The following is a 24,634-nucleotide window of genomic DNA, read 5'->3' as shown; positions in this document are numbered from 1 at the left end:
ATAGATGGTCTCCGGGGACACTCGCATCTCCGCATCGTCGGGGAAGTCGATGAGCAACCGCGCTGCGATCTGCTCAGGGCTGTGCTCCTCAAGCAGTTTCGCCTGCACCTCATCATGCAACACCTGATTGCGGCCCAGCTTGCCCAGCTGCGGACGGCGAGCACGCTCCTCGGAGCGCGACTGCGCCACCACCGCGTCGTACCGCACAGTGGCGGTCGAACCGCTCTGCCGCGCTCCGAACGCTTCTTTGCGCCGATACCCAGACTTGCGCCCGTCGTTGTGGTGGACACCGTTGACGTCGAGTTCGTACTTGATCGTCGACGCCGGCCGGCCCAATCGCCTGCCGATCGAGTTCATCGATTCGTTGGCCGTGACTCCGATCTGGATCTGGATGCGGTCGGCCAACGTCAGACGCGGCCGAGGTCCCGAGGTCGTCGGCTCACGCTTTTGCGGGTTCACCCCTCCAGCGTGGGTGAACCAGCGAACCCCGGTAACGCACGACACCCCGACCGCCACACCGGCTTCACGCGCGGTGCAACCCGCACCGATATGGCCCCAGAAGTCACGAACAACACTCGACAACGGTGGACGTGGCACAGCAGCACTTCCCATCAGAATCAGCTGCTATTGCAACGACGCCTTGAAACCACCATCCACAGGCGTGACACAACCTGACACTCGACGGCATCTGCCTGCCGAACGTCCAGCTCAGCGCCGTCGCTACCTCAGAAACTGGAACGTGTTCTATGATCGCCACCCATGAAGACCAAGGGTGCTCTGCTCTGGGAATTGAACGCGCCGTTTCGCGTCGACGAGATCGAGATCGGCGACCCGGTCGACGACGAGGTGCAGATCCGCATGCACGCCGCCGGGATGTGCCACTCCGACTACCACCTGACCACGGGCGCCACCCCGATCGGGCTGCCCGCACTCGGCGGACACGAGGGCGCCGGCGTCGTCACCAAGGTCGGCCGCAACGTCACCGGAATCGAGGAGGGCGACCACGTCATCCTCGCGTTCATCCCCGCCTGCGGCCAATGTCAGCCGTGTCTGAAGGGATACCGCTCGCTGTGTGACCGCGGCGCCCTGTTGCTCGGCGGGAAGGCGATCGCCGACGGCACGTCGCGGGTGCACGCCGGGAGCACCGAGGTGTCGCCGATGAACCTGCTCGGCACCTTCGCCCCGTACATGACCGTGCACAAGGACTCCGTCGTGAAGATCGACCATGACGTGCCGTTCGAGACGGCCGCGATCATGGGGTGTGCGGTGCCGACCGGCTTCGGTTCGGCGACCAACGTCGCCGAGGTGCAACCGGGCGAGACGGTCGTGATCGTCGGCGTCGGGGGTATCGGACTGTCGGCGCTGCAGGGTGCGGTCATCGCCGGGGCGCGCAACGTCGTCGCCATCGACCCGGTCGAGTTCAAACGCGACCAGGCCATCAAGTTCGGCGCCACCCACGTCTTCCCGTCGATGGCCGAGGCGATCAACCCGGTGCTCGAACTGACTCACGGCTTCATGGCCGAGAAGACGATCATCGCCGTCGGCGAGATGCGCGGTGAGTACGTCGAAGAGGCGATGGCGTTGACGGCCAAGACCGGCACCTGCGTCGTCACCGGTATGGGTTCGATGTTCGAGGCCGACGTCAAGCTCAACCTGTTCCTGTTCACGATGTTGCAGAAAACGTTGAAGGGCAACATCTTCGGCGGCGGCAGCAGCCACGTCGAGACGCCCCGGCTGATCGGGCTGTACAAGTCCGGCCTGCTCAAGGTCGACGAGATGGTCACCAACACCTACCGCCTCGAGGACATCAACCAGGGCTATCACGACATGCTCGACGGCAAGAACATCCGCGGCGTCATCACGTTCGACGAATCAGACTGGTGAGTCGCGCAGACGTTCGCGGACGGTGACGATCACGTCGCTGAACGCCTTGCGCCTGGCCGTCGGCATGCCGTCGAAGAGCACCCGCCGCACCAGTGCCACATGCCCCGGCGCCGCGGCCCGCAGCGCCGCCGTCCCGGCCTCGGTGAGCGCGACGGTGGCGCCGCGCCGGTCGTCGGCGGCGTCCTGCCTCGACACCAGACCACGGTCCCGCATCCGGCGCAGTTGATGGGACAGCCGGCTCTGCTCCCAGGCCAGCTCCTGCCCGAGTTCGTACACGCGTCGGCCGTCGCGTTCTGACAGCGCCACCAGCACCTCGTAGTCGGCGAGCGAGAGGCCGCAGTCGCGCTGCAACTGCCGGTTCATCGCGACCTGCAGTTCGGCCACCATCGCGAGATAGCCGCGCCACACCCGTTGCTCCTCCGCCGACAGCCACATGGAATACATGACACATCATGCGAGTTGTCGAGTCCAGAGCCGCCACCTAGGCTGGCGCACGATCCAAGGGGAAGTGACCATGACCAGTGGCATGAGAGAAGCCGAACGCGTCGACATCCGGCGCGCCGACGAACGCGCGAAGACGCGGATCTCCTGGCTGGACTCCAAGCACTCCTTCTCCTTCGCCGACCACTACGACCCGGCCAACACCCACCATGGCCTGCTGCTGGTCAACAACGACGACATCGTCACTCCGGGTGCGGGTTTCGAGACTCACCCGCACCGCGACATGGAGATCGTGACCTGGGTGCTTCGCGGATCGCTGGTCCACCAGGACTCCACCGGGCACTCTGGAGTGATCTACCCCGGTCTCGCCCAACGGATGTCGGCCGGTCGCGGCATCCTGCACTCGGAGAAGAACGACTCATGGCGGCTCACCGGCGGCGACAGCCACAGCGAGCCCGTCCACTTCGTGCAGATGTGGGTGGTGCCCGACGAGTCCGGCTCCGACCCGGGCTACCAGCAGCTCGAGATCGACGACGAACTCCTGCACGGCAGGCTCGTCACGATCGCGTCGGGGATGCCCGAACATCGCGGCGACACCGCCATCTCGATCCGCAACCGGTATGCCGCGCTGCACGGGGCGCGGCTGCAGCCCGGCGACAGCGTCGAACTGCCCGCCGCGCCGTACCTGCACCTGTTCGTCCCGCGCGGTGAGGTGTCTTTGGAGGGCGCAGGCGCGCTGCACGAAGGCGACGCGGTGCGCTTCACGTCATCCGGTGGCCAGCGCGTGACGGCCGTCGGACCGGCCGAGATCCTGGTCTGGGAGATGCATGCGAATCTCGCTGCCGCATAAAGTATTCGGGGCGTGCCTCACCGCCGGTGCTCTGCTCGCCGGATGTTCGACGAGCGCCCCACAGCAGCCCGTTCCACAGCCACCCGCACAGCCCTCGGCGTCGCCGACACCGCAGGCGGCGGGGGTCGCCTCGGTCACCGTCGCGGTGCCCGCCGGCCTGGACTCGGCGCCCTTCGACGAACCGCGCCGGGCGTCGATCCCCGCAGGCTGGACGCTGTCGGTGTGGGCGCGGGTTCCGGAGGCCCGGCTCGCGCGGTGGGCACCTGACGGTGCGCTGCTGGTCTCCGTGCCCAGCACCGGTGAGATCGTCAGACTGGAGCCGGCCGCCGGCGGTCCGCGGTCGACGCCGCTGCTGAGCGGACTCACCCAGCCGCACGGTATGGCGTTCGCCGGGACGACGCTCTACATCGCCGAGAGCGACGAGATCGCCGCCTACGACTACGTCGAGGGCCGGGCGACCAACCGGCGCGCCGTGGCGGCCGGCCTGCCCGACGCCAAGAGCCCGGATCTGCGGGGTGCGTACGCGCACGCGCTCAAGAGCGTCACCGTCGGGCCGGACGGGGCGGTGTACTTCTCGATCGGTTCCACGGGAAACATCTCTGAAGAGGACCGGGACGCCACCCCGCCGCGGGCCTCCATCATGCGGGTGCCGCCGGGCGGCGGTCCGGCCGAACCGTTCGCCACCGGGGTCCGTAACGGCACGGGCCTGGCAACCGCGCCCGACGGTGCAATCTGGACTGCGGTGAACGGCCGGGACAACGTCGCGGACCCCGCGACCGGCGAGGTGGACCCCTCCTACGTCAACGACCACCCGCCCGAGCAACTCGCGAAGCTCACACCGGGGCGCGAGCTGGGATGGCCGTACTGCAATATCGACGGCGGACCGGCCGACGTGCCGTTCATCCGCGACGTGCAGACCAATGCCGACGGCGGCAAGCTCGACTGCGCCGCGCTGCCGCCGGTCGAGCAGAGCTTCGGGGCACATTCGGCGCCGCTGGGGCTGAGCTTCGTCGACGGCGAACTGCCCGAACCCTATGCCCGGGGGGCTCTGGTCGGCATCCACGGATCGTGGAACCGGCGGCCACCGCGCGCGCCCGAGGTGTCGTTCTATCCGTTCCGCGACGGGGATCTGGGGGATCAGCAGACGCTGGTCGGTGGGTTCCAGACCGACGACGGCTCGCGGTGGGGCCGGCCGGTGGACGCCGTGGCCGGTCCTGACGGCGCGGTCTACATCACCGACGACGACGCGGGGGCCGTCTACCGGCTGGCGCCGCCGGGCCGATGACACGCCGAAGTGGGCTCGAGGCGCGGGGCGCCCGAGCCCACCTCAGGAGCGGTTCCTAGCGGACGGTGGTGCCGGGGCGCGACCCGCGCTTACCGGTGACACCCACATAGATCGCGATCAGCACGATCGCGACGATGATCCCGACGAGGAACGGAATGATCTCGAAGCCGCCGTTCGAGTTGCTGTAGCCGAGCTGGTAGGTGAGCCAGCTACCGAGGAATGACCCCAGTGCGCCGAGCACGATGGTCATGATGACGCCGATGTTCTGCTTACCCGGCATGATCAACCGCGCCAGCGCGCCGACGATCAGGCCGACGATCAATGCGCCGAGGATGGTTCCGATCATTTCTGCTCCTTAGATCTCGATCTCCATGGACGCATGCGTCCGGATGCCTGACGGCGTGGGGTCGTCGACGGGCACGTGGCCCGGTTACCCCACTCGGGAGCGATTCACGCAAACACGTCCGAAAGATCCCCAACGGCGATCACGCCGTTGCACGGTCGCGACCTGGCTGTTATCAAAGTTGACAGAGTGACTGCTGTGAATATCGTTAGGGCCAGGTGACCTCTGTAGAAAGGCGACCGTGCCCATCTCAGCAAACGCTCTGCGGCGATTCACGGCGGGTCTAGCCGCGTTCGCGCTCTGTGCGGCACTGAGCACGACGGGCCAGCCGCACGCCCGGGCCAGCGACCCCAAATCGCTGCTCCTCGGCGCCATCGCCAACACGAAGGGCGCCTACCTCGTCTACAACTTCGGCGGGGAGTTCGCCGCTCCGTTCCGCGCCGCCGACGGACGCGAGTACACGCTGAACAACGGCGGCCACCTGATGACGGTCAAGAATGCGTCGTCGCGGCTCAACCCGCGGTTGCTGGTCGACACCCATCAGGGCTTCCAGGCCCGCTGCGAACGCGATCCGAGGGCGCGCACCGGCGAGGGACTCTTCCAGGCCTCGGAGACCTTCACCCCGCTGCAGGCCTGGCAGGCGCTCGGGCAGCCGACCATCGCGATCAACGCCAATTTCTTCGACGTGCGGGGTCAGAAGGGCGGGTCCTGGCGCGACACCGGATGCAGTTCGCCACTGGGCGCCTACGTCGACAACACCCGCGGACAGGGCCGCGCGAACGCGCCGATCACGGGCACCATCGCGTACGCAGGCAAGCAGGGGCTATCCGGCGGGAACGAGACCTGGTCGGCGCTGGCAACGATGATCCTGCCGGTGGGCGGCGCGCCGTACGTCGTGATGCCGAACGGGAAACAGGATTTCGACGCCGCCTCACCGGAGATCCAGAAGTTGATGGACCGCAACGCCCGGTTCGTCGCCGTCGCCGGCCTCGGCCTGCTCGCCCCGGGCTCGACCGGCCAGCTCAACGACCCCGGTCCGAGCGCGGCGCGCACCGCGATCGCCTACAGCAGCGCGGCCGACCAGCTCTACGTCTTCCAGGGCGGCAACTACACCCCCGACAACATGCAGGACCTGTTCCGCGGTCTCGGCGCCGAACACGCGGTGCTGCTCGACGGCGGCGGGTCGTCGGCGATAGTACTGCGCCGCGACACCGGCGGCATGTGGAGTGGGGCGGGGTCACCGCGCGGCAGCTGCGACACCCGCCAGGTGCTCTGCGATTCGCGCGAGCGCGCGCTGCCCAGCTGGCTCGCGTTCAACTAGCACGTCAATACCGGGTTCCACGGACCACCCGTGGGACCATCGGGGTTCACGTGACTGATGTGACGACACCGCCGGTATCCCGGTCTCTCCCCCGCCGCGGCTCATCCGCAGGCGGCCGCTCTGGTGCGCCGCACCGGACCTTCCGTGCCGACATCGAGGGCCTGCGCGCGGTCGCCGTTCTCGCCGTGGTGCTGTACCACGCCGGCGTGCCGGGTCTCGGCGGCGGATTCGTCGGCGTCGACGTCTTCTTCGTCGTCTCCGGCTTCCTCATCACCGGGTTGCTGTGGCGTGAGGTGAAGGCCGGCGGCGGCGTCCGCCTCGGCGCGTTCTACGCCGCCCGCGCCCGCCGATTGCTGCCCGCCGCCGCGCTCGTACTGGTGGCCACCGCCGTCGGGGCGGTGCTGCTGCTGCCGCCGCTGCAGGCCCGCGGCGTGCTCGCCGACGCGATCGCCAACGCGCTCTACGTCGGCAACTACCGCTTCGCCATCCAGGGGACCGACTACCTGGCCGCGACGGATCCTTCACCGCTGCAGCACTATTGGTCCCTCGGCGTCGAGGAGCAGTTCTACCTGGTATGGCCGGTGCTGATCGTGGCGACCGCCTTTGTGGTGGGCCGCCGGTTCGGTGCGGCCGCGGCCCGTTCGGTATTGCCGTACGCGGCGGTGCTGGCCGCGGTGGCGGCGGTGTCGTATGCGATGTCGCTTGCGTGGACGGGCGACTGGCCGTCGTGGGCGTTCTTCTCCCTGCCGACCCGGGCATGGGAACTGGCGGCAGGCGGATTGATCGCGCTCAGCGTCGGCTGGTGGCGGCGCCTGCCGCCGGTCGCGGCGGCCGCGGTCGGATGGACGGGCCTGGCGTTGATCGGGGCGGCCTGCACGCGGGTCAGCGCGACCACACCGTTCCCCGGCACGGCCGCGCTGCTACCGGTGGCCGGTACGGTGCTGATCATCGTCGCCGGTTGCGCCACACCGAATCTCGGGGTCGGTCGGCTGCTGTCGAAACCCCTCCCGCGGGCGATCGGCCGGGTGTCCTACTCGTGGTACCTGTGGCACTGGCCGGTGCTGATCCTCGCGCCGGCGGTGTTCGGCGCGGACCTCGGGCTCGCGAGCCGACTCGCGATGGTCGTCATCTCCCTCGGTCTGGCGATCCTGACGCTGCACCTGGTGGAGAACCCGGCCCGGTTCGCCGCCGCGTTGCGCGGATCGGCGGTCCGCAGCCTGGCCGTCGGCGGTGTCGCCACGGCCACCGCGGTGTGCGCGGCGATCGTGCTGCTGGTCATGCGGCCGGTGCCCACCGGTGACGGGCCCGCCGCGGCCCCGGTGGCGCTCACCGCACCGGCGCCGGCGCCGCACGCCGTTTCCCGGGGGGCCGCCCCAGTCGGCGCCCCGGCCGCACCCACCCCACGGCAGCAGGTTCAGGCCGCCGTCGCCGCGTCCGCGGAGATGCGCAGCGTCCCCGCGGATCTGTCACCGCCGCTGGGCGATGTCGCGAAGCCGGAGGTGTTCGTCAACGGCTGCGTGCTGTCGTGGCGCGACGTCGACCAACTCGAGTGCGTGACCGGCGACGCCGCCTCGGCCGTGCGCGTCGCGCTGGTCGGCGACTCGCACGCCGCGATGTGGCAGCCGGCACTGGAAACCGTTGCCGAGCAGCATCACTGGCGGCTCGAGACCATGAGCAAGGTGACCTGTCCGCTGATGGAACTGCCGATCACCAGCCCCTACCTGGGCCGGGCCTTCAGTGAGTGCGAGCAGTGGCGCGGTGATGTGCTGGCCCGGCTGGAATCCGAACGGCGGCAGCTGATCGTCGTCGACATGTCCCGCCGCTACGGCGGCGACTTCGGGTTCGTCACATACGACCCGGCCTGGGTGGACGGGCTCGGACGGCTGGTGTCGCGGCTGCGCGCGACCGGTGCGGCCGTACTCGTGCTCGGCCCGGCGCCGGATCCGTTGTCGACGGTGCCGTCCTGCGTCTCCGACCACATGGACGACGTGGTGGCGTGTTCACCCGCGCGGCCGGCTGCCCTCGACGCCGGGGGGATCGCCGCCGAGGCCGCCGCGGTGCGGGCCGCCGGGGGCAGCTACGCCGACCTCGGCGACCTGTTCTGCACGGCGCAACGTTGTCCCGTCATCGTCGGCAACACGTTGGTCTACCGCGATGACAACCACATCACCGGCGAGTACGCGCGGTGGCTGGCGCCGGTGATCGGCGAGATCGCCCTGGACGCAATCGCGCCCAACTGATCGTCAGGCCGCCTTGTCGGCCGGAGCGGTGTCGCCGGACTCGTCGTCGTTCGAGTCGTTGTCCTCGGAGTCGTCGGTGTCGGCGTCGTCGGCGTCGTCGGCTGCGTCGGCGTCGGCTTCAGGTGCCTCGTCGACGGGCTCTTCCTCGACGGGCTCGTTCTCGACATCGGTGTCGTCAACGGGCTCGTTCTCGACATCGGTGTCGTCAACGGGCTCGTTCGCGACATCCGTGTCGTCGACGGGCTCGTTCGCGACATCGGTGTCGCCGACGGGCTCGTTCTCGACATCCGTGTCGTCGACGGGCTCGGCTGGCGCGCCGTCGACCGGCTCCGCGACAGTCCTCAGCGTGACGCGGCGCGAGGAGTCGTCGGGCACGGAGTCGACAGCGGCCGTCGAGGTCCGGGGCACGTCCAGGCCGCCGAGCACGCCGTCGATACTGTCGCGGATCTGATCGAGGACACCATCGAGTCCGAGGCCGCCGATCCCGCCGGGGAGGCCCCGGTCGAGACCCAACAGGTTCAGCAGCGAGGCCAGCGCATTCTTGACCGGACCGTCACGGTTGACCAACCCGTCCTCGAAGGCCTGCCGGACTCCCGCGGCGAACGCGCCGGCGATGTCGCCCGGCACGTTCATCCAGTTGATGTCGGGGAAGGATCCGAACGCCGTCGGCACATCGCTGTCGTCGAAGGTGCGGACGTACTCCCAGTAGTCACCGTCGTCGTTCCACTGCCGCACTACGTCGGTGTAACCGAGGTTGACCAGGCTGGTCAGGGCCGGCCCGAGCGCGGTCCCGATCGGGTTGTTGAGATTGGCGCCGGTCAGCAGGTTGATCGCGTCGACGAAGAGGTAGGTCGGCTCGAGCAGGGGCAGCGCGTCGATCGGGATGGTGACATAGAGGTTGAGCGCCAACGGGTCACCGTCGGCCAGGCCGCCGACGACCTCCCCGATCTGCGGCTCCAGTTGGTCAGCCACCGCCCCAGCGACCAGGGCGGTGTCCAGTCCCCGCAGGATGTACGTCGGCGCGACCACCGCCGAGAGGGTGTTCAGCAGTGAGAACGGGTTGGGCCACGCCGGGACGTCGGAGAGCCAGTCGTGCTGCAGCGTGGCGTCGATCTTGACCGGAATCAACGTCGCCCCACCGACATACAGGCCGCCGGGGACCGCGAGCCCACCGCTGTTGCTCACCTCGGTCTCCGGGGTGACGGTGTCGATCCCGAACAACCCGGCCAGCGGGTACAACCGGGCGAACAGACCACCGTTGGCGCGACCGGGGTTGCGCAGCAAGAACATCGGCATCACCGTCACGCTGCCCAGCAGCGGGTCGGCCTCGACGCCGTTGTAGTTCGTGCCACCCGGCTGATTCGGCAGCTGGGCGACGATGTCCTGATAGGCCATCCCGGCCGCGAACGCTCCCACCCCCTCGCCGACGACGATCGGCACCCGCACCTTGAGGACATCCGGGATCTCGTCGAGGTCGAAGAGGCCGAGACGCTCGAGGAGCTGGTTGAGGAGGCCGGGGACGTTGATGACGCCGGTGTCCACCAGGTCGAGCAGACCGTCGACGCCGATGCCGAGGTACTCGGTCCCGTCGACGTCATCGGCCACGGAGTTGGGCAGCGTCGGCACCCAGCCGAGGTCGGTGCCCAGCACCTTGAGAAGCGTGAAGACGTCGCCGGACGTCACGAGGTTCACGCCCACCCGCTCGCCGAGCCCGGTGAGGTCGGACAGGTTGCTGAGGTCGAGGCCGACGATGTCGAGCAGCCCCGCGATGGTGTTCAGGCCGGCGGCGTTGAGGCCCTGGGTCAACAGGTCTCGCAAGAACGGAATCTCGTCGAGGAGGGGCAGCGCACCGAGCGCCGCGGCGAGGGGCAGCGTGATGCCGCCCAACAGGTCCACAAAGATGGGGTCGGTCAGCAGGGCCAGCGGCAGGTTCTCCAGTACCCGCTCCAGGATGCTCTGCGGGTCTACCCCCGCCGCCTGGGCGAATGCCGCGAGGTTCAGGTTCTCGAAGATCGAGCGGAAGACGAAGTCGGCAAACTCGTTCTTGAGGTCGTAGGCGGCTTCGCCGGCACCGAATGTGAGGTCCGGGATCGCCTGCGGGGGCGGGAAGAGCCGGAAGTCGGCGGTGAGATCGACGTCGGTCGATGTGGCCGCGGCCGCCGAAGCCTTCGGGGCGGGACTGACGCCGACGGTCAGCGCGGTCGCGGTGACGGTGACCGCACCGAGCGCAGCAAACTTCTTCGAACGCCGCTTCGCACCGCGATGCTTCGCCATGTGACTGGATCCTCCCCGCAGATTCTCAGCGTTGTCTCAGGCACCGTAGCACCCGATACCGGCGGGCGCGTCAAATTGCTGATCGCCAGGCCGGGCGCAGCGCGTCGGATACCGATCTCGGACTTGTACACCATTACCGCGCTGCTGAGCGGCGTTCTCTCGGGCTTTGGCGCCCGCACCGGTGAGCCATACCCAGCCCCAGTCGGCGTTTGCTGACAGGTACACAGTTCCGCAAACGGCCAGGGGTTAGCCGTCGACACCGGTCACCGCTCCGGGATGTCCCGATTTTTGCGCATTCATGCACTACACCGGCCTCCGGCAATCGCCCGAGCCCGTACCGGTGGAGTTCGCTGTGGTTGCGAAGGAAAGTACTCAGCCGGCGCTGATCAGCACGCGGCGCAACGCCGACTCCGTCTGGCGGATGTACCCGCCGCCGAACAGCACCACGTGGGCGAGCAGCGGATACAGCTGGTGGAGGGCGATACGCTCGCGCCGGCCCTCGCGCAACGGCCGCACCAACTCGTAACCCGCGACGACGTCATCGATGTACGGGCATCCGAAGAGCGCGAGCATCGCCAGATCGGTTTCGCGGTGCCCGCCGTGCGCCGCGGGATCGATCAGCACCACACCGTCCGCGGTCCACATCAGGTTTCCGCTCCACAGGTCGCCGTGCAGACGCGCCGGTCCGTCGCCGTCGTCGAACCTGCCGCCCCGACACAACTCCCGGATCGCCGCGAGGGCTTCGCGTGCGGCGGTGCTGAGCCGCGAGGCGGCGCGTTCCCCCATCGGCCCGAGTCGTTCGTCGGCGTAGAACTCACCCCACGTGCGGTGCGTGGTCAACGACATGGGCAGCGGGTCGTGCAGCGGCCCGAAGAATCCGGGTCCGTTCCAGCCGTCCGGTCCCGCGCCGAAACCCTCGGCGCCCGCGTCGTGCGTCGCGGCGAGCCGGGCTCCGAAGTCCGCGGCCGCCCGCCGGGACGGCGATACGGCAGCCAACTGCTCGAGTGTCAGCGACGTTGCGTCACAGTCGATCACCGGTACACAGGCCACACCGCCGGCAGCGGCGAGCCAGCGCAGCCCGGCCGCCTCGCAGGCGAAGAAACCGGGCGGTGCGTCCGGATTGCGCTTCACGAACGGGGTCACGCCGTGGGCCCGAAGCAGAAGATCGCCGCCGCGGTGGCGACCACGGCGCCGGCGAGCGCGATCACCGGCGCCACGGTCACCAGGGTCAGGGTGGCGCCGACGGCCGCGCCCGCGCACATGGTCAGCACCACCGCATACCGCAGCTTCTCCCGGTCGCCGCTGCCGCCGGCCAGCCTGCTGTCGAAGCCGATGCCGACGATCGTCTGCGTCAACACCGTGGTGCTGAGTTCCTGGACACCGAACTGCCGCGCCGTCGCGTTCTGGATGCCGAAGACCACTGCGAGACCGGCGATCAGGACCAGCTTCCGGTTGTCGTGGTAGTCGAGCACCCCGGCCCCGGCCAGCGCGGCCAGCACCGTCAGCGCCACCACCTCGACACCCAGCGCGACGGTGAGCCAGCGGCGGGGACGTGAGCCGAGGTGACGCGCGAACCGGCCCCCGATGACCGCGCCGAGCACGAAGCTGACGAAGGCGACCAACGCCGCGGTCAGATCCACCCCCGAATGCGGGACGAACCAGAAACCGAGGAAGATCACGTTCCCGGTCATGTTGGCCACGAACACGTGCCCGAGGACGAGCACGCTGATCGCGTCGACCAGCCCCGTCGCGAACGTCAGCATCAGTAACGCGGTGACGGTCAACCGATTCGAGACCGGTGAGCGAACGGCCATGGCCCGGGCCTGTGGGGTCAGAGCTGCGGGGTGAGGTCCAGCTTGGTCACCGCGGTCATCCCGGTGATCAACCAGTCGGCACCGTCGCGCTCCATCGTCAAGCGGTACGACAGATAGCGCAGCGACGGGACGTTCTTGCTGACCGGACTCGTCGACACCGAGTTGGTGTACACGAGCGCGGAAGCCTCCGTCGGTGTGAGGCTCTCGACCGCGGTGCCCATCACCTGGGTCGTGTTGGTCACCTTCGCCTGTTCGTTCGTCGAGACGATGGCGTCGATGTACCGCCGGTACTCGGTCGCGAAATCGCCGGTGAGATAACGCGACGAGCGGTCGGGCAGCGTCGCCATGTCCTCCGGCGTGTAACTCCACAGCGTGGTGATCGCCTCGGTCGCCGTGCGGGCGATGGCGAGTTTGGTGTCCACCGCGGCCCGGTCGGCCAGGTACGGCTGAAGCATCGCACCGGCGAACGCGCCCGCCCCGACGAACACGACCGACGCCGCGGCGGCGGCTGTCAACAGGCGCTTGCCGGCGGGTCGGTGGGGAACCAGGAGCGGCTCCGGCTCGGGTTCACCCACGGAATCGCTCTCCGCGGAGTCGGTTTCGGATTCAGGCGCCTCGGCGTCCGGTTCGGCCTCCGGAGCTTCCGCGTTCTCGGACTCCTCGGTCCCCGGTGCCTCAGCCTCGGCGGCCGTGGTCTCGGCGACCTGGGTCTCGGGCGCCGCGGGATCGGCTCCGGCGACCGGAGCGGCCGTCGTCCTGCGTGTCTTGCCCGTCGGCTTCCGGGGCGCCGGCTCCTCGGCCCGGGCGGGCTCCTCGACCGTCGCCGGTTCGTCGACGACGTCGCCTGCCGGCGAATCAGCCTCCGCCGCCGCCTTTTTGGCGCGCCACCACGGCAGCCGCCGACGTCCGCGCTTCGCTCCGGCAGACCCCGTCCCCGCGGGATCCGTGGTCAGATCACCTGAATCAGCTGGCTGATCTTCCACTGCTGTCCCTCCTGGGTCGTGGTCGCCACCCAACGGTTTCCGCTCTCGATGGTCGACTTACCGTCCGGTGTCTTGGATGTCGTCGTGGTGGCGACCAGCACGTCGACGCTGCCGTTGTCGTTCCAGCGCTGCACCCCGGCCTCGACCACGTTGCCCTCGGTCGGTTCGGCGCGGGCCACCTGGATCACGATCTCGTTCATCTTCTCCTTGAACGTCTTCGCGAAATCCCCGGTGCCCTGGGCCAGGACCCGGTCGGCGTAGGCGTTGGCGTTGAACGGGTCCAGGGTGGTGTAGGTCGTCATGAAACTCCGCACGTAATCCAGTGCGGCCGCGTCGCGCAGTTCGGCGCGCCGGTCGCTTTCGTGCGACACCAGCATCAGCATGCTGGCCGTCAACGCCGCGGCGAGCAGCAGACCGGCCAGCGTCGCGAGCACCGGAAGACCCCACCGTCGGGGCGTCCTCGGTGTCGCCGCGAAGAAGTCGGGCTCGTCGCCTGCGACCCTGCGACGCGGGCTCACTGACCGGCCCCCTGCATCAGCGGTGCCTTGAGCACCGTCAGGTTGTCGACCCGCCAGTTGTCGCCGATCTTGTGGAAGTCGACGCGCACGGTGGCGGTGATGAACTTGAGGTCCTCGGCCTTGGTGCCGCGTTGCCCCTGCATCGCCAACAGCATCGCCGCCTCGTCCATCGACGCCGACAGCACCGCGCTGCTCACCGCCCAGTACTCGTTGGTGGTCGCACCGGTCTTGCGGACAGCCTCCTGCTGCGCCACCAACTGCGGCCGGTAGGCCTCGGTGGTCAGCGACTGCGCCCGGCTGAAGTCCTCGTCCATGGTCTCCACGCCGAAGCTCAGCATCTGCTCGACGATCCGCGGCCCCTGCTCGGCGATCTGCGCCCGCGACCGGTCGAGCGCCTGTTCCTGGCGGTAGACCGTCAGGTAGGTCACGGCCACCGCGACGGCGGCCACCACGACGACACCGATCAGCACCTTGGCGGTGAACCGGCGCATATCGCGCTCCGGGCGTGCGACGGGGCGCGCCTCGGTGCGCACCAGCAGGTCCGCGAAGGTGCGGTTGCGCCGGTCCCACAGCGGCCACAGCCATCCGACGAAGAGGCCCGCGGTGTCGAGGAGGTGCGCCAGTTCGCGCAGCAGCAGTCGGCCCAGCCCGGCCTCGCCGCCGTCGCGCCGCACCACGCGGATCCCGAACAGCGCCCGGCCCAGCGTCCAACCGGTCAGCGAAGGCACCAGCACCCGGTTGACGATCACCGCGAGCAGCGCCAGCACGGCCACCGCCGTCAGCACCCACCACGACCACCCGATCCGCGGGCCCGCCAGGAACCACGGCGCGGTCGTCGCGACCACGGCCAGGCCCGGCAGCACGTCGACCGCGAGGGCGCCCGCCCGCAGGTGCCACCTGGCGAGCGGTTCAGCGGGCACGGTCTCGGCGATCGGGGCCTCCGGCGGAGCGTCGACGACCGCCGTCACGAGGTGACCTGGTCGAGTTTGGCGACCTTGTAGGCGCCTTCGTCGGGCGCCATCTGGACCCGCAGGCGATAGCCCTGCTCCTGGTCGGCGGCTTCGGAGTTGGTCACCTTGACCCGCACCGCGACCAGGACGTCGATGGATCCGTCGGCGTTGTGCTTCTCCACGGCCGCCCGCATGTCGGACACCTGGACCTGCACGTTGGCGGCACGGTACGCGTCGACGAGCAGCCCGCCGTACAACCCGGCCTGCACACCGAAGTCACCCGTCGAGCACTCGAGGATCTTGGCCTGGCTCTCGGTCATCGCCGCCGCGTCCGGCGCATGGGTGGCCGCCACGCAGTCGCGCGCCGCCGCCACGGCGGCGGCCTCGTTCGAGGCCAGTTGCGCGCTGTCCTGATGGGACCGCATCGCCAGGTATCCGCCGACGCCGGCACCGGCGCCGAGCAGCAGGAGAACGATACAGATCGCCGCCAGCCACCCGCGGCCCAGGCGCGACGGACGCCGCCCGTCGTCCCCTGTCAGCGCCTCGGGGGTGCCGTCGGTGGGGGTTTCGGTTGTGGTGTCTTCAGATACTGCTACCGAATGGTCCGGCGTTTCCTCAGCATCGGTGGGGTTCAGCTGGCGGGTGCCAGCATCTCCTTCCATCCGTCGTCTCCTGGGTTGCTCGAATTGCTGACGTTGTACTTGACGCCGTCAGGTCCGACCACCTCGCCGCTGGCTGGGTTGTACACAGCGGTGCCTGGTGGTCCTGGTGCCGGAGTGTAGATGCACGGGTTGGGCTGCTGTCCACTGCACTGGACGCGGCCCTGCCCCGGCGGGCTCAACGGGTCGCTGACCGGCGACGGCGGCTGCGGCAGCTGATCGGCCGGCAGCGGGTTCATCCCGTTGTTGATGGACGGTGCGGGGATCACGCCGTTGCGGCCCGGGTGCACGGGCTGATTGCAGCGGGCACCGGCGGCCGGGCAGTCGCGGATCTGGTTCGGATCGCCGTACCAGGGGTTGGTGCCCAGCGGCACGTACGGCTCGTCGCTGCGGCACTCCTTCGGCGTCGCCGCCCGCTTACCCGGCACATCGGCGCACGGATAGTTACGCGCACCGCGCACCACGTTGGCCTGGAAGTCCTTCGGGATCTTGCAGTAGGTGCCCGACGGCAGCTCTTTCATGCTGGTGTCGGCCGGTGCACGCCACTCCGACGCCGGCAGGAACCCGGTCAGACACGGCGGCGGCTGGTTGATCGACAGACCGAAGTGCAGCAGACCCTCACCTTCGAAGATCGTGCCTGCCTGCGCGACCGATGCGCCCTGCGGCAGCACCACCAGGGCCTGTTCCAGACCCTTGTTGTAGCGCTTGAGCATGTCGATGACCACCGCCAGGTTCGCCAGCGTCTGCGGCAGCGAGTCACGCACCCCGCTGAACACCGCGTTGAGCTGATCGGCGGTCGGCGCGGCCTGCTGCAGACCGCTGCGCAGCGCGGCGTCCTGCTCGGCCGACTGGGCGGCCAGGATGTTCAGGTTGCGCGACCACTGTGCGATGTTGTCGCCGGAGTTGACCTGGCTCTCCAGGATCGGCGCCGAGTTCGCGATGATGTCGTTGACCGGTCCCAGATTGTCCTTGAAGTCCTGAGCGATCATCGTGGTCGAGTCCACCAACCGCTGCAGCGACGGGCCGAGCCCGCCGACCGCTTCCGAGGTCTCGGTCAGCAGCGTGTCGATCTTCTCCTTGGGCAGCACCGCCAGGCCTTCGTTGGCCGCATCGAGCGCGGGCCCCACCTCGCTGGGCACCGTGCTCTTCGTGATGGTCTGGCCGTCGCTGAAGTACTGGCCGGGGTTGCCCGTCGACACCAGGTCGAGATACTGCTCGCCGATCGCCGAGACCGAGTGCACGTTGGCGCTCGCGTCGACCGGGATCTTGTACCGGTTGTCGATGCTCATGGTCGCCCTGGCGCCGCGCTCGGTCGGTTCGACCGCGGTGACCTTGCCGATCGTGGTGCCGCGGTAGGTGACGTTGGCGGTCGAGTACAGACCGCCCGACCTCGGCAGTTCGGCGTGCAGCTTGTACTGCCCGATCCCGACCAGGCTGGGCACCCGCAGGTAGTACCAGCCCAGCACCACGAGCGCGATCACCGTCAACACCGTGAAGATGATCAGCTGGATCTTGATGAAGCGAGTCAGCACCGCTCACTCACCCCTTTCGACCAGCGGTCCGTTCGGCGCGCTGTGCGCGTTCGGCGTGAAGCGCACATCCGGGATCATCGTCGCCGGATCACGACCCCAGGCCTGTTCCAGCGCCCGGAGCATGCCCGACACACCGGTGCCGGTGAGGATGCCGTTGTCGACGGCCGACAACGTCAGGTCCACGTTCAGCGACACGTTGATGTAGTCACCGCGCACCACCTTCGGCACGTTCTCGATGCTGAACGGCGCGGTCAGCATCAGCTTCAGCGCACCGATCAGGTACGGCGACGACCTGGCCAGCTGCTTGAGAGGACGCTGCAGGTTCTGCAGGTTGGTGTTCAGCGGGTCCTGGGCCTGGCCGAGGTACGTGTCGGCCGCGTTGCTGATGCGGCCCACCGCGATCACGGCGTCGGCGAACAGGTCCCGCGTCTCGGCGAAGTGCTCGATCAGCGGCGGGAACTCGGTCAGCACCCGATCGAGGGTGTCGTTGCGGCTCGCGACGATGTTGAGCAACCGGTTCGTCGAGTCGATGGCGCGGGTGAGGTCTTCGCGCTGCTGGTTGAGCTCGTCGGTGAACACGTCGAGCCGGCCGAGGAACTCGCGGATCTGCTCCGCCCGCCCGGTCAGCAGGTTGTTCACCTCGGTCTGGATCACCTCGAGGTTGGGGATGCCGCCGCCGCGCAGGATCGTCGCGATGCTGGCGAGCACCCGCTCGGTGGTGGGGAACGCCGAGGAGTTCTTCAGCGGGATGGTGTCCCCGTCACGAAGCGGCTCCGACGACGGATCCGGCGGGGCCTCCAACTCGACATGCTGGGACCCCAGCAGGCTGGTCTGGCCGATCTTGGCCAGTGCGTTGGACGGCAGTTCGACGCCCGGCTGGATGCCCAGCGTGAGCGTCGCGACCCAGTTCTTCAGCTCGATCGCGCGGACGGTGCCGACGAACACGTCGGCCACCCGGACCCGGCTGTTGACGTTGAGCGCCAACGTGTCCGGCATCTGGACGTAGACCGTCATCGCGTCGCCGCCGGTGCCTGGACCGCCGGGCAACGGCACGTTCGCGATGCCCTTCCACGAACCGCACGACGTCAGCACCACCGCGGCCACGGCGAGCGCGGCCGTGCGGGAGGCGAGACGACGGAATCTGTGCTTCATCACGGCGCTCCTGCTTCAGCGGGCAACGGCGGTCCTGCCGGTGCGGGTGCCGGCGCGGCGGGCGCGGGCCCGGGCGCCGGACCCGACAGCGGGGAGCCCCCGGGGTCGCCCGGGATGACACCCGGTGCGGGCGCGGGCGGCGGCCCGGGCTGCGGGTACCACGGCGGCGGCAACGGATTGCGTTCGTCGAAGGCGTTCGGCGGGCCGGGCAGGTTGCCGTCGCGTGTGGTGCCGAACGCGGGCGGGGCACCCGGGATGGGCGCGTCGGGTCCGCCGAGCAGCGCCGCGAGCGACTCCGGCGTCAGCATGTTCGCGGTGAACGGCTGCACGTCGACACCCTGCATCCCCGGGGCGACGACCCAGCCGGGCTCGTGGTTGCCGTGGGAGAACAACGTGTCGCGGGAGAAGATGCCGGGCACCGTGGTGTCCTTGTATCCCGGCGGCGGACGCAGCCGGTCCTCGGAGTAGGCGATCATCTTCGGCAGCGTCATGGCCGTGCTGATCTGGTTCAACCCGAACGGCGGGAAGTTGAACTTCAGCGCGTCGAGGATCGGCGCCAGGTACTGCGCGCACAGCTCCGCCGACTCCTGGTAGCCCAGCCGGCTGCCGGCCTGGATCGAACTGCAGATGAACTGCATCGGGTTGGCCATGTTGTTGATGACCGGCAGACCGACGATGCCGCCCGCGACCGGGGAGCTGATGTTGACGATGTTGGCGCCCAGGTTCGGGAACACGTGCAGACCCGTTTCGAGACCGTCGAGCGGTTCGGGCTGCAGGATCGCGTTGGTGACGTCGGCGAGGTTGTTGATGTCCTTGGTCAGGACCTCGCTGTTTTCGTCGAGGAACCCGCGCGTCGTGGTGAGCAGCTCGTTGAGGTCCTGCAGCGCGGTCGCCAGCTCACGGTCGGTGTTGGTGAACGAGTTGGTGAACTGCGCCAGGTCGTCGTTGAGCGCGACGAACTGCTGATCGCTGCGGTACAGCGCGTTGACGAACAGCGCGAGGCTCTTGACCACGCTGAAGAAGTCACCGCGGCCCTCGTTGAGGGTGGTGAGCGCCTCCGAGAGGCTGTTCAGCGTCGTGTTGATCTGCTTGCCCTTGCCGGACAGGCCGTCGGCGAAGGACTCGATCACGTCACCGAACGGGCCCTTGGGCTGATCCGGCGTGGGGCCGAGGTCGGTCAGGATGCGGTCGAGCGAATCACGCAGCTCGTCGTATTCGACGGGCACCTGGGTGCGGTCGATCGGGATGACCGCGTCGTCCTCCATGACCGGTCCGCCCGTGTACGGCGGGGCCAGCTGGATCGTGCGCGACGCCACCAGGCTCGGGTTGAGGATCGACGCGGTGGCGTTCGCGGGGACCTTGTACTTCGACTCGTAGCTGAAGGTCACCTTCATCTTGTCGCCGGCCGGTTCGATCTTGTCGATCGTGCCGACGCGGACACCCATGATCTGCACCTTGTCGCCGGGGTACAGCGCCAGGGTGTCGGAGAAGTACGCCACGGCGGTGTTGGTGGTCAGCTTCTTGTACAGCTGCCAACCCGCGAACGCGGCCACCAGCGCCAGCACCACGACGAGCGTGCCGATGATCACCGCAGCGCGCGACAACGTCGGCATCTTCATGTTTCGCACGTTGAAGATCGTTGACATCGATCAGGCCCCCGTCATTGTTGAGATCCCGGCGGGAGGAACGGTGGATTGCCCGGCAGCGGCCCCGTCTGGGCGGGCGAGAGCTGCTGGCCCGGCCCCGGTGGCGGCGGCGGACCCGGCAGCGGCGCCGGCGGCGGCACATTGGTCACCTGACCGCCCACGGCCGTCGGACCGGGGAACGGTCCGGGCGGTTCGTTGCGCGCACCCGGCGGGGCCGGCGGCAGCGGCACCGGCGTACCCGGCACCACGGGCGCCTGCTGACCCGGCACGCCGGAACTGGCGACGCCAGGAGTGGGCAGCATGCCGTTCGGGTTCGGCTCGGACGTCGCCACGTTCGGCCGGCCGTGGTAGTTCGGACCGTACGGGTTGTCGCCGAACGGCCCGACGCTCAGGTCGGCACACGGCAGCGGATTGCCCGGCGTGGGCAGGCCGTCGGCCGGCGGGGTGTACGAGCATGGATCGCCCCTGGGCACCGCGGGATTCGGGTACTCCGGGGTGCCCTGCAGGGTCGCCGGCGCAGGCGGCGGCGCACCGTTGGGCTGACGCACCCCGTTGGGATCCGGGAACTGGTAGGCAGGCAGACCGGCGTCGCGCCAGAACTTCTGCGGGTCGATACCGCGCTTCTTGAACGCCGCGTCGACGTACGGCTGGAGGAGCCAGTAGGGCGCCAGGTTCACCAGCATGACCTTGAAGTACGGGCCGGACGCGATGCCCTCGGCCAGTGACGCGGTGAACTTGCTCAGCGTGGTCAGCACGTCGACCAGGTCGAACTTGCGCTCGACCAGGATGTCGCTGATCGTGCGCAGCTGCTCGAGCACCCGGTTGAGATTCGGGTTGTCGTCGATGAAGCCCTTCACCTGCTCCGAGAATTCCGACACCCGCTCGAGCAGCTGACCGACGGCGTAGCTGCGCTCGTTGATCGCGGCCAGCAGGGTCTGCGCGTTGACCAGCAGCGCGTTGACCTGACCGCTGCGCTCACCGAGCACCCCGGCGATCTTGTTGGCGTTGGCCAGCAACTGCTTGAGCTGCTCGTCGCGTTTGCCGATCGTGTCGGAGAAGCGGGCCACCCCGTCGAGCGCCGCGCTCAGATGTGGATAGGTCTGGTCGATCGTCTCCGACAGCACGTTGAGCGATTCACGCACCGACTTGGTGTCCCAGCCGGACGCCGCCTTGGTCACGTCGAAGAAGGCGTCGTAGATCTGGTACGGCGTGGTCGTCTGGCCCAGCGGCAGGATGCCGTTGGCCTCCAGCGCCGTGGACCCGCGCGGCTCGATCTCGATGTTCTTGCGACCGAGGATCGTGTCGGTGCGGATCGCGGCCCGGCTGTCGCTGCCGATCTGCGTACCGCCCAGCGTGAAGCCGACGACGACCTTGTCGCCGTCGATCTCGGTCTTGAGCACCTCGCCGACGTCGACGCCGGCGATGCGGACCTTGTCCCCGGGGTTGATGCCACCGGTGTCGCCGAACTGGGCGAAGTACCTCGGCTTGGCGAACAGCATCGGCACGCTGGCGAAGCTCTGCCCCACCCCGACGACGAGCACCAGGATGATGATGCCCATCAACCCACCGCGGACGCGGTTCGATCCCTCGAGCGTTCTCATTGCGGCGTGCACCTACCCGTGGGCTGACCCCAGACCTTGACGGTGCGCACCGGCCCACCCGGCTGCAGGCCGTTGAGCTTGAGCGTCACGTCGCAGGCGTAGAAGTTGAAGAAGTCGCCGTACACGCCGCCGGCGCGGCCGATGATCTTCAACGCGTTCGGCAACCGGACGAGGATGTCATTGAGCTGATCCTTCTGGTCGACCAGCGGCTGCTGGGTGGCCTCCAGGTAGCCGATCGTGTCCTGCAGCAACGGCCGGTTCTCGGCGAGCAGGTCGGCCACGGTGCCCGCGGCGTCGCTGATGTCGGCGACCGACGTCGCGATCGGGTCGGCGCGGTTCTTCAGACCGGTGATGAGCCTCTCGAAGTTCACCAGCGTCTCGTCGAACTGCTCCTGGTGCCTGACGGTGGTGTCGAGCACGGTGTTGAGATTGCGGATCACCTCACCGATCGCCTGGTCGCGATCGGCCAGCGCCGACGTCAGCGACGCGGTCTGGTCGAGGATGTCGTTGATGGTGCCGCCCTGACCCTGGAAGACCGTGATGATCGACCTGGCGATGTTGTTGACCTTCTCCGGGTCGAGCGCGCGGAACAGCGGGCGGAATCCGCCGATGAGCGCGTCGAGGTCCAGCGCGGGTTCGGTGCGTTCGACCGGGATGGTGCCGCCGGCGGGCATCTTGCGATCGCTGTCGCCGCGCTTGAGTTCGAGGTAGCGGTCGCCGATCAGGTTGAGGTAGCGCACCGATGCGGTGGACTCGTCGAACAGGGGCAGGGACCGGTCGACCTTGAAGTCGACCTTGACCCGGCTGCCACCTTCGATCAGCTCGATCTTGGAGACCTTGCCGACCTCGACGCCGGAGGCACGGACGAACTGTCCGGGCCGCAGGCCGCTGGAGTTGGTGAAGATCGCCGAATAGCCGGTGGTGCGATCGAAACGCATCTGACCGAACACCACGATGATGATCGCGGTGAACAGCAGCAGCACCAGCGAGAAGGCGCCGAGTTTGAGGGCGGTACCGGTGATTTTCATGGGTTGATCGTGTTCTCCCCGATCTGGCGTCCCCAGACGTATTCGATGGCGATCGGCTGGCCGAGTTCGAGATGGTTGTACGGCGCGATCGAGGCGCCGGTGTCGGCCACCAGGTACGGGGCCGGCCACAGATCGCGGGTGACCGGTTGCCAGCAACCGGGACGGCCCTCCGGACCACCCTTGGCGTTCACCCGGGGCAGGTTGTCCGGATACACGTAGGGGTTGCCCGCGCCGAGCACCTCGGAGTGGGTGTTGAGCGAATAGCCGTTGCCGCCCAGCGACGAGGCGATCTTGGGCTCCACGTCGTGGAAGTTGCGGATCGTGCAGAACAGCGCGGGGCTGTACTCGTCGAGCAGCGCGCTCGTCGGGATGAGGTCCTCGGCGCCGCGGACCAGGTACGGGCCGCCGCGTTCGAACACCTCACCGCCGGTGTTGCCGAATCCGACCGCCGCGATGAGCGCCTGATCGAGGTTGCCGCGCTGCTCGTTGAGCGTGCGGGCCGTGGTCACCGCGTTCTCCAGCCCGTCGAACAGGTCGGGGGCGGCGTTGGAGTACACCTCACCGAGGTCGGCCAGCCCGCGGACGTCCCGCCGGATCTGCGGCATCTGCGGGTTGAGGTCGGCCAGGATCGTGTTGCCGTTGACGATCGACTCACCGAAGCGGTCGCCGAGCCCGTCCAGCGCCTGCGCGGTCGCGGTCAGGGTCTGGTTCAGCTTGACCGGGTCCACCTTTTCGGCCACCGACACCACGGTCTCGAACAGCGTGTTGAACTCCGTCGTCACGCTCGTCACGTCGATGACGTCGGTGGTCTTGATCCGCTGCGCGACCGGGTCGGGCGGCGACGAGAACGACACGTACTTGTTGCCGAACACCGTGGTCGCCGAGATCTCCGCGTTGACGTTGGCCGGGATGAGCTCGATGTACTTCGGCTCGACCTCGAGCGTGATCCTGGCCCGGGGCTCGTCGCCGACGCTGACGGCGTTGACCTCGGCGACGCGGCCGATCTCCACACCGTTGTAGGTGACCTTGGTACCTGGGTCGAGGTTAAGGCCGGCGCGGGCGGCCATCATCGTCAGCTTCTCGCGTGGGGCGAAGTCGCCGCGGAACTGGAACGCGACCAGCGTCGCGATCACCAGGAACACCACGAGGAGGACGAGGCCCGCGATCTTGTACGGCGGCGTGCGGGGCTTGTTGACGGGTGAGTTCGGCTCGGCCATGGCTACACCGTGAGGTTGAAGTTCGGGTCGGTGCCGTAGAGCGCCAACGAGGCCAACAGGACCACCAGCACGATCGCGATGAGCGAGGCCCGCATCGAGCGGCCGACCGCCTCACCGACACCCACCGGTCCGCCACTGGCGTAGTAGCCGTAGTAGCAGTGATTGAGCATGACGATGATCGAGATGATGATCGCCTGCACGAACGACCATGCGACGTCGTCGGGTCGCAGGAACGTGCGGAAGTAGTGGTCGTAGGTACCGGTCGACTGCCCGTAGAACAGCGTCGTGGTGACCTGCGCCGACAGGAAGCTCATGATGATCGCCATCGCGTAGAGCGGGATGATGACGATGAAGCCGGCCATGATGCGCGTCGACACCAGGTAGGAGATCGATTTGATCCCCATCACCTCGAGGGCGTCGATCTCCTCGCTGATGCGCATGGCGCCGAGTTCGGCGGTGGCGCCGGCGCCCACGGTCGCGGCCAGGGCCTGACCGGAGACCACGGGTGCGGCGATGCGCACGTTGACCAGTGCGGCGAAGAATCCGGTGAACGCCTCGACGCCGATGTTGCCCAGCGAGGCGAAACCCTGGATCGCGATCAGCGAACCGCCCGAGAGGGTGACGAACCCGACGATCGCGACGGTGCCGCCGATGACGGCCATCGCGCCGGTGCCCATGCCGATCTCGGCGATCAGCCGGAGCACCTCCTTGCGGTAGTACCGCAGGGCGTGGCCGATCGAGCCGACAGCGGTGACGACGAACCACGCGACGTGGCCGACGCTGTCCAGACCACGTGACGGCGCCGCGACGAGCTTCTCCGCACGGGCGTAACCGCGGGGGAAGCGCTGCCGCAGGACGGTGCCGGTGTTGGTGTTCGACTGTGATGTGGTTGCCAT

At 68.6% G+C, this 24,634-nt stretch carries 22 protein-coding genes; 5 read left to right on the top strand and 17 right to left on the bottom strand.

Features of this window, described 5'->3' with window-relative positions; translation table 11 throughout:
* On the bottom strand, positions 1-597 hold a 597-nt coding region (locus AU195_RS11730), incomplete at its 3' end, for a transposase (protein WP_502687336.1).
* A gap of 162 nt (positions 598-759) precedes the next feature.
* Between AU195_RS11730 and AU195_RS11725 the strand changes: the two genes are divergently transcribed.
* The gene (locus AU195_RS11725; protein ID WP_059159238.1) at positions 760-1,884 is read left to right on the top strand and encodes an NDMA-dependent alcohol dehydrogenase; all 1,125 of its coding nucleotides are present in this window, start codon (positions 760-762) and stop codon (positions 1,882-1,884) included.
* Here the strand turns inward: AU195_RS11725 and AU195_RS11720 are convergent.
* Positions 1,873-2,328, bottom strand: coding sequence for a MarR family winged helix-turn-helix transcriptional regulator (locus tag AU195_RS11720; protein WP_059159237.1), 456 nt, complete (start codon positions 2,326-2,328; stop codon positions 1,873-1,875). The genes AU195_RS11725 and AU195_RS11720 overlap by 12 nt on opposite strands.
* Positions 2,329-2,410: 82 nt before the next feature.
* Here AU195_RS11720 and AU195_RS11715 point away from each other — a divergent pair, with 82 nt between their 5' ends.
* Positions 2,411-3,175, top strand: coding sequence for a pirin family protein (locus AU195_RS11715; RefSeq protein ID WP_082703039.1), 765 nt, complete (start codon positions 2,411-2,413; stop codon positions 3,173-3,175).
* Positions 3,153-4,460, top strand: coding sequence for a PQQ-dependent sugar dehydrogenase (locus AU195_RS11710; RefSeq protein WP_059159235.1), 1,308 nt, complete (start codon positions 3,153-3,155; stop codon positions 4,458-4,460). Before AU195_RS11715 ends, AU195_RS11710 begins: the two co-directional genes overlap by 23 nt.
* Before the next feature lie 55 nt (positions 4,461-4,515).
* Here AU195_RS11710 and AU195_RS11705 read toward each other — a convergent pair whose 3' ends face one another.
* Complete coding sequence (locus AU195_RS11705) at positions 4,516-4,806, bottom strand: GlsB/YeaQ/YmgE family stress response membrane protein (RefSeq protein WP_059159234.1); 291 nt, start codon at positions 4,804-4,806, stop codon at positions 4,516-4,518.
* Positions 4,807-5,044: 238 nt separating this feature from the next.
* On the opposite strand from AU195_RS11705, the gene AU195_RS11700 reads away from it, so the two are divergent.
* A complete protein-coding gene (locus AU195_RS11700) occupies positions 5,045-6,124 on the top strand; it encodes a phosphodiester glycosidase family protein (protein WP_157531111.1) in 1,080 nt (359 codons plus the stop codon).
* A 50-nt stretch (positions 6,125-6,174) separates the two neighbouring features.
* Positions 6,175-8,364, top strand: coding sequence for an acyltransferase family protein (locus AU195_RS11695; RefSeq protein ID WP_059159233.1), 2,190 nt, complete (start codon positions 6,175-6,177; stop codon positions 8,362-8,364).
* 3 nt (positions 8,365-8,367) lie between these two features.
* Here AU195_RS11695 and AU195_RS11690 read toward each other — a convergent pair whose 3' ends face one another.
* The 14 genes from AU195_RS11690 to AU195_RS11625 form a co-directional block, all read right to left on the bottom strand.
* Positions 8,368-10,638, bottom strand: a complete 2,271-nt coding sequence (locus AU195_RS11690) for an alpha/beta hydrolase family protein (RefSeq protein ID WP_059159232.1) — start codon at positions 10,636-10,638, stop codon at positions 8,368-8,370.
* A gap of 372 nt (positions 10,639-11,010) precedes the next feature.
* Positions 11,011-11,781: a fructosamine kinase family protein gene (locus AU195_RS11685; RefSeq protein WP_059159231.1), complete on the bottom strand. Its 771-nt coding sequence runs from the start codon at positions 11,779-11,781 to the stop codon at positions 11,011-11,013.
* Positions 11,778-12,452, bottom strand: a complete 675-nt coding sequence (locus AU195_RS11680) for a YoaK family protein (protein WP_059159230.1) — start codon at positions 12,450-12,452, stop codon at positions 11,778-11,780. The genes AU195_RS11685 and AU195_RS11680 overlap by 4 nt, the downstream gene beginning before the upstream one ends.
* A gap of 17 nt (positions 12,453-12,469) precedes the next feature.
* Positions 12,470-13,435, bottom strand: coding sequence for a hypothetical protein (locus AU195_RS11675; RefSeq protein ID WP_059159229.1), 966 nt, complete (start codon positions 13,433-13,435; stop codon positions 12,470-12,472).
* The gene (locus AU195_RS11670) at positions 13,402-13,953 is read right to left on the bottom strand and encodes an Rv1363c family protein (RefSeq protein WP_059159228.1); all 552 of its coding nucleotides are present in this window, start codon (positions 13,951-13,953) and stop codon (positions 13,402-13,404) included. The genes AU195_RS11675 and AU195_RS11670 overlap by 34 nt, the downstream gene beginning before the upstream one ends.
* Positions 13,950-14,921: an RDD family protein gene (locus AU195_RS11665; protein ID WP_059159227.1), complete on the bottom strand. Its 972-nt coding sequence runs from the start codon at positions 14,919-14,921 to the stop codon at positions 13,950-13,952. Before AU195_RS11665 ends, AU195_RS11670 begins: the two co-directional genes overlap by 4 nt.
* Positions 14,918-15,565 (bottom strand): Rv1363c family protein, encoded by a 648-nt coding sequence (locus AU195_RS11660; protein ID WP_059159226.1) that lies wholly within the window; start codon positions 15,563-15,565, stop codon positions 14,918-14,920. The genes AU195_RS11665 and AU195_RS11660 overlap by 4 nt, the downstream gene beginning before the upstream one ends.
* Positions 15,535-17,094 (bottom strand): virulence factor Mce family protein, encoded by a 1,560-nt coding sequence (locus tag AU195_RS11655; RefSeq protein ID WP_059159225.1) that lies wholly within the window; start codon positions 17,092-17,094, stop codon positions 15,535-15,537. Before AU195_RS11655 ends, AU195_RS11660 begins: the two co-directional genes overlap by 31 nt.
* A 3-nt stretch (positions 17,095-17,097) precedes the next feature.
* The gene (locus AU195_RS11650) at positions 17,098-18,246 is read right to left on the bottom strand and encodes a virulence factor Mce family protein (protein WP_059159224.1); all 1,149 of its coding nucleotides are present in this window, start codon (positions 18,244-18,246) and stop codon (positions 17,098-17,100) included.
* Positions 18,246-19,892, bottom strand: a complete 1,647-nt coding sequence (locus AU195_RS11645; RefSeq protein ID WP_059159223.1) for a virulence factor Mce family protein — start codon at positions 19,890-19,892, stop codon at positions 18,246-18,248. The genes AU195_RS11650 and AU195_RS11645 overlap by 1 nt, the downstream gene beginning before the upstream one ends.
* A 14-nt stretch (positions 19,893-19,906) precedes the next feature.
* Positions 19,907-21,493: a virulence factor Mce family protein gene (locus AU195_RS11640; RefSeq protein ID WP_059159242.1), complete on the bottom strand. Its 1,587-nt coding sequence runs from the start codon at positions 21,491-21,493 to the stop codon at positions 19,907-19,909.
* Entirely contained in the window at positions 21,490-22,521 is a 1,032-nt protein-coding gene (locus tag AU195_RS11635) for a virulence factor Mce family protein (protein WP_059159222.1), read from the bottom strand. The genes AU195_RS11640 and AU195_RS11635 overlap by 4 nt, the downstream gene beginning before the upstream one ends.
* The gene (locus tag AU195_RS11630; protein ID WP_059159221.1) at positions 22,518-23,738 is read right to left on the bottom strand and encodes an MCE family protein; all 1,221 of its coding nucleotides are present in this window, start codon (positions 23,736-23,738) and stop codon (positions 22,518-22,520) included. Before AU195_RS11630 ends, AU195_RS11635 begins: the two co-directional genes overlap by 4 nt.
* Before the next feature lie 2 nt (positions 23,739-23,740).
* On the bottom strand, positions 23,741-24,634 hold the full coding sequence (locus AU195_RS11625) for an MlaE family ABC transporter permease (RefSeq protein WP_059159220.1): 894 nt from the start codon (positions 24,632-24,634) through the stop codon (positions 23,741-23,743).

It is taken from the genome of Mycobacterium sp. IS-1496 (genome assembly GCF_001499995.1).
GTDB lineage: Bacteria > Actinomycetota > Actinomycetes > Mycobacteriales > Mycobacteriaceae > Mycobacterium.
Note: the sequence above shows the minus strand (reverse complement) of the source record. Positions and strands in the feature narration are given on the sequence as shown.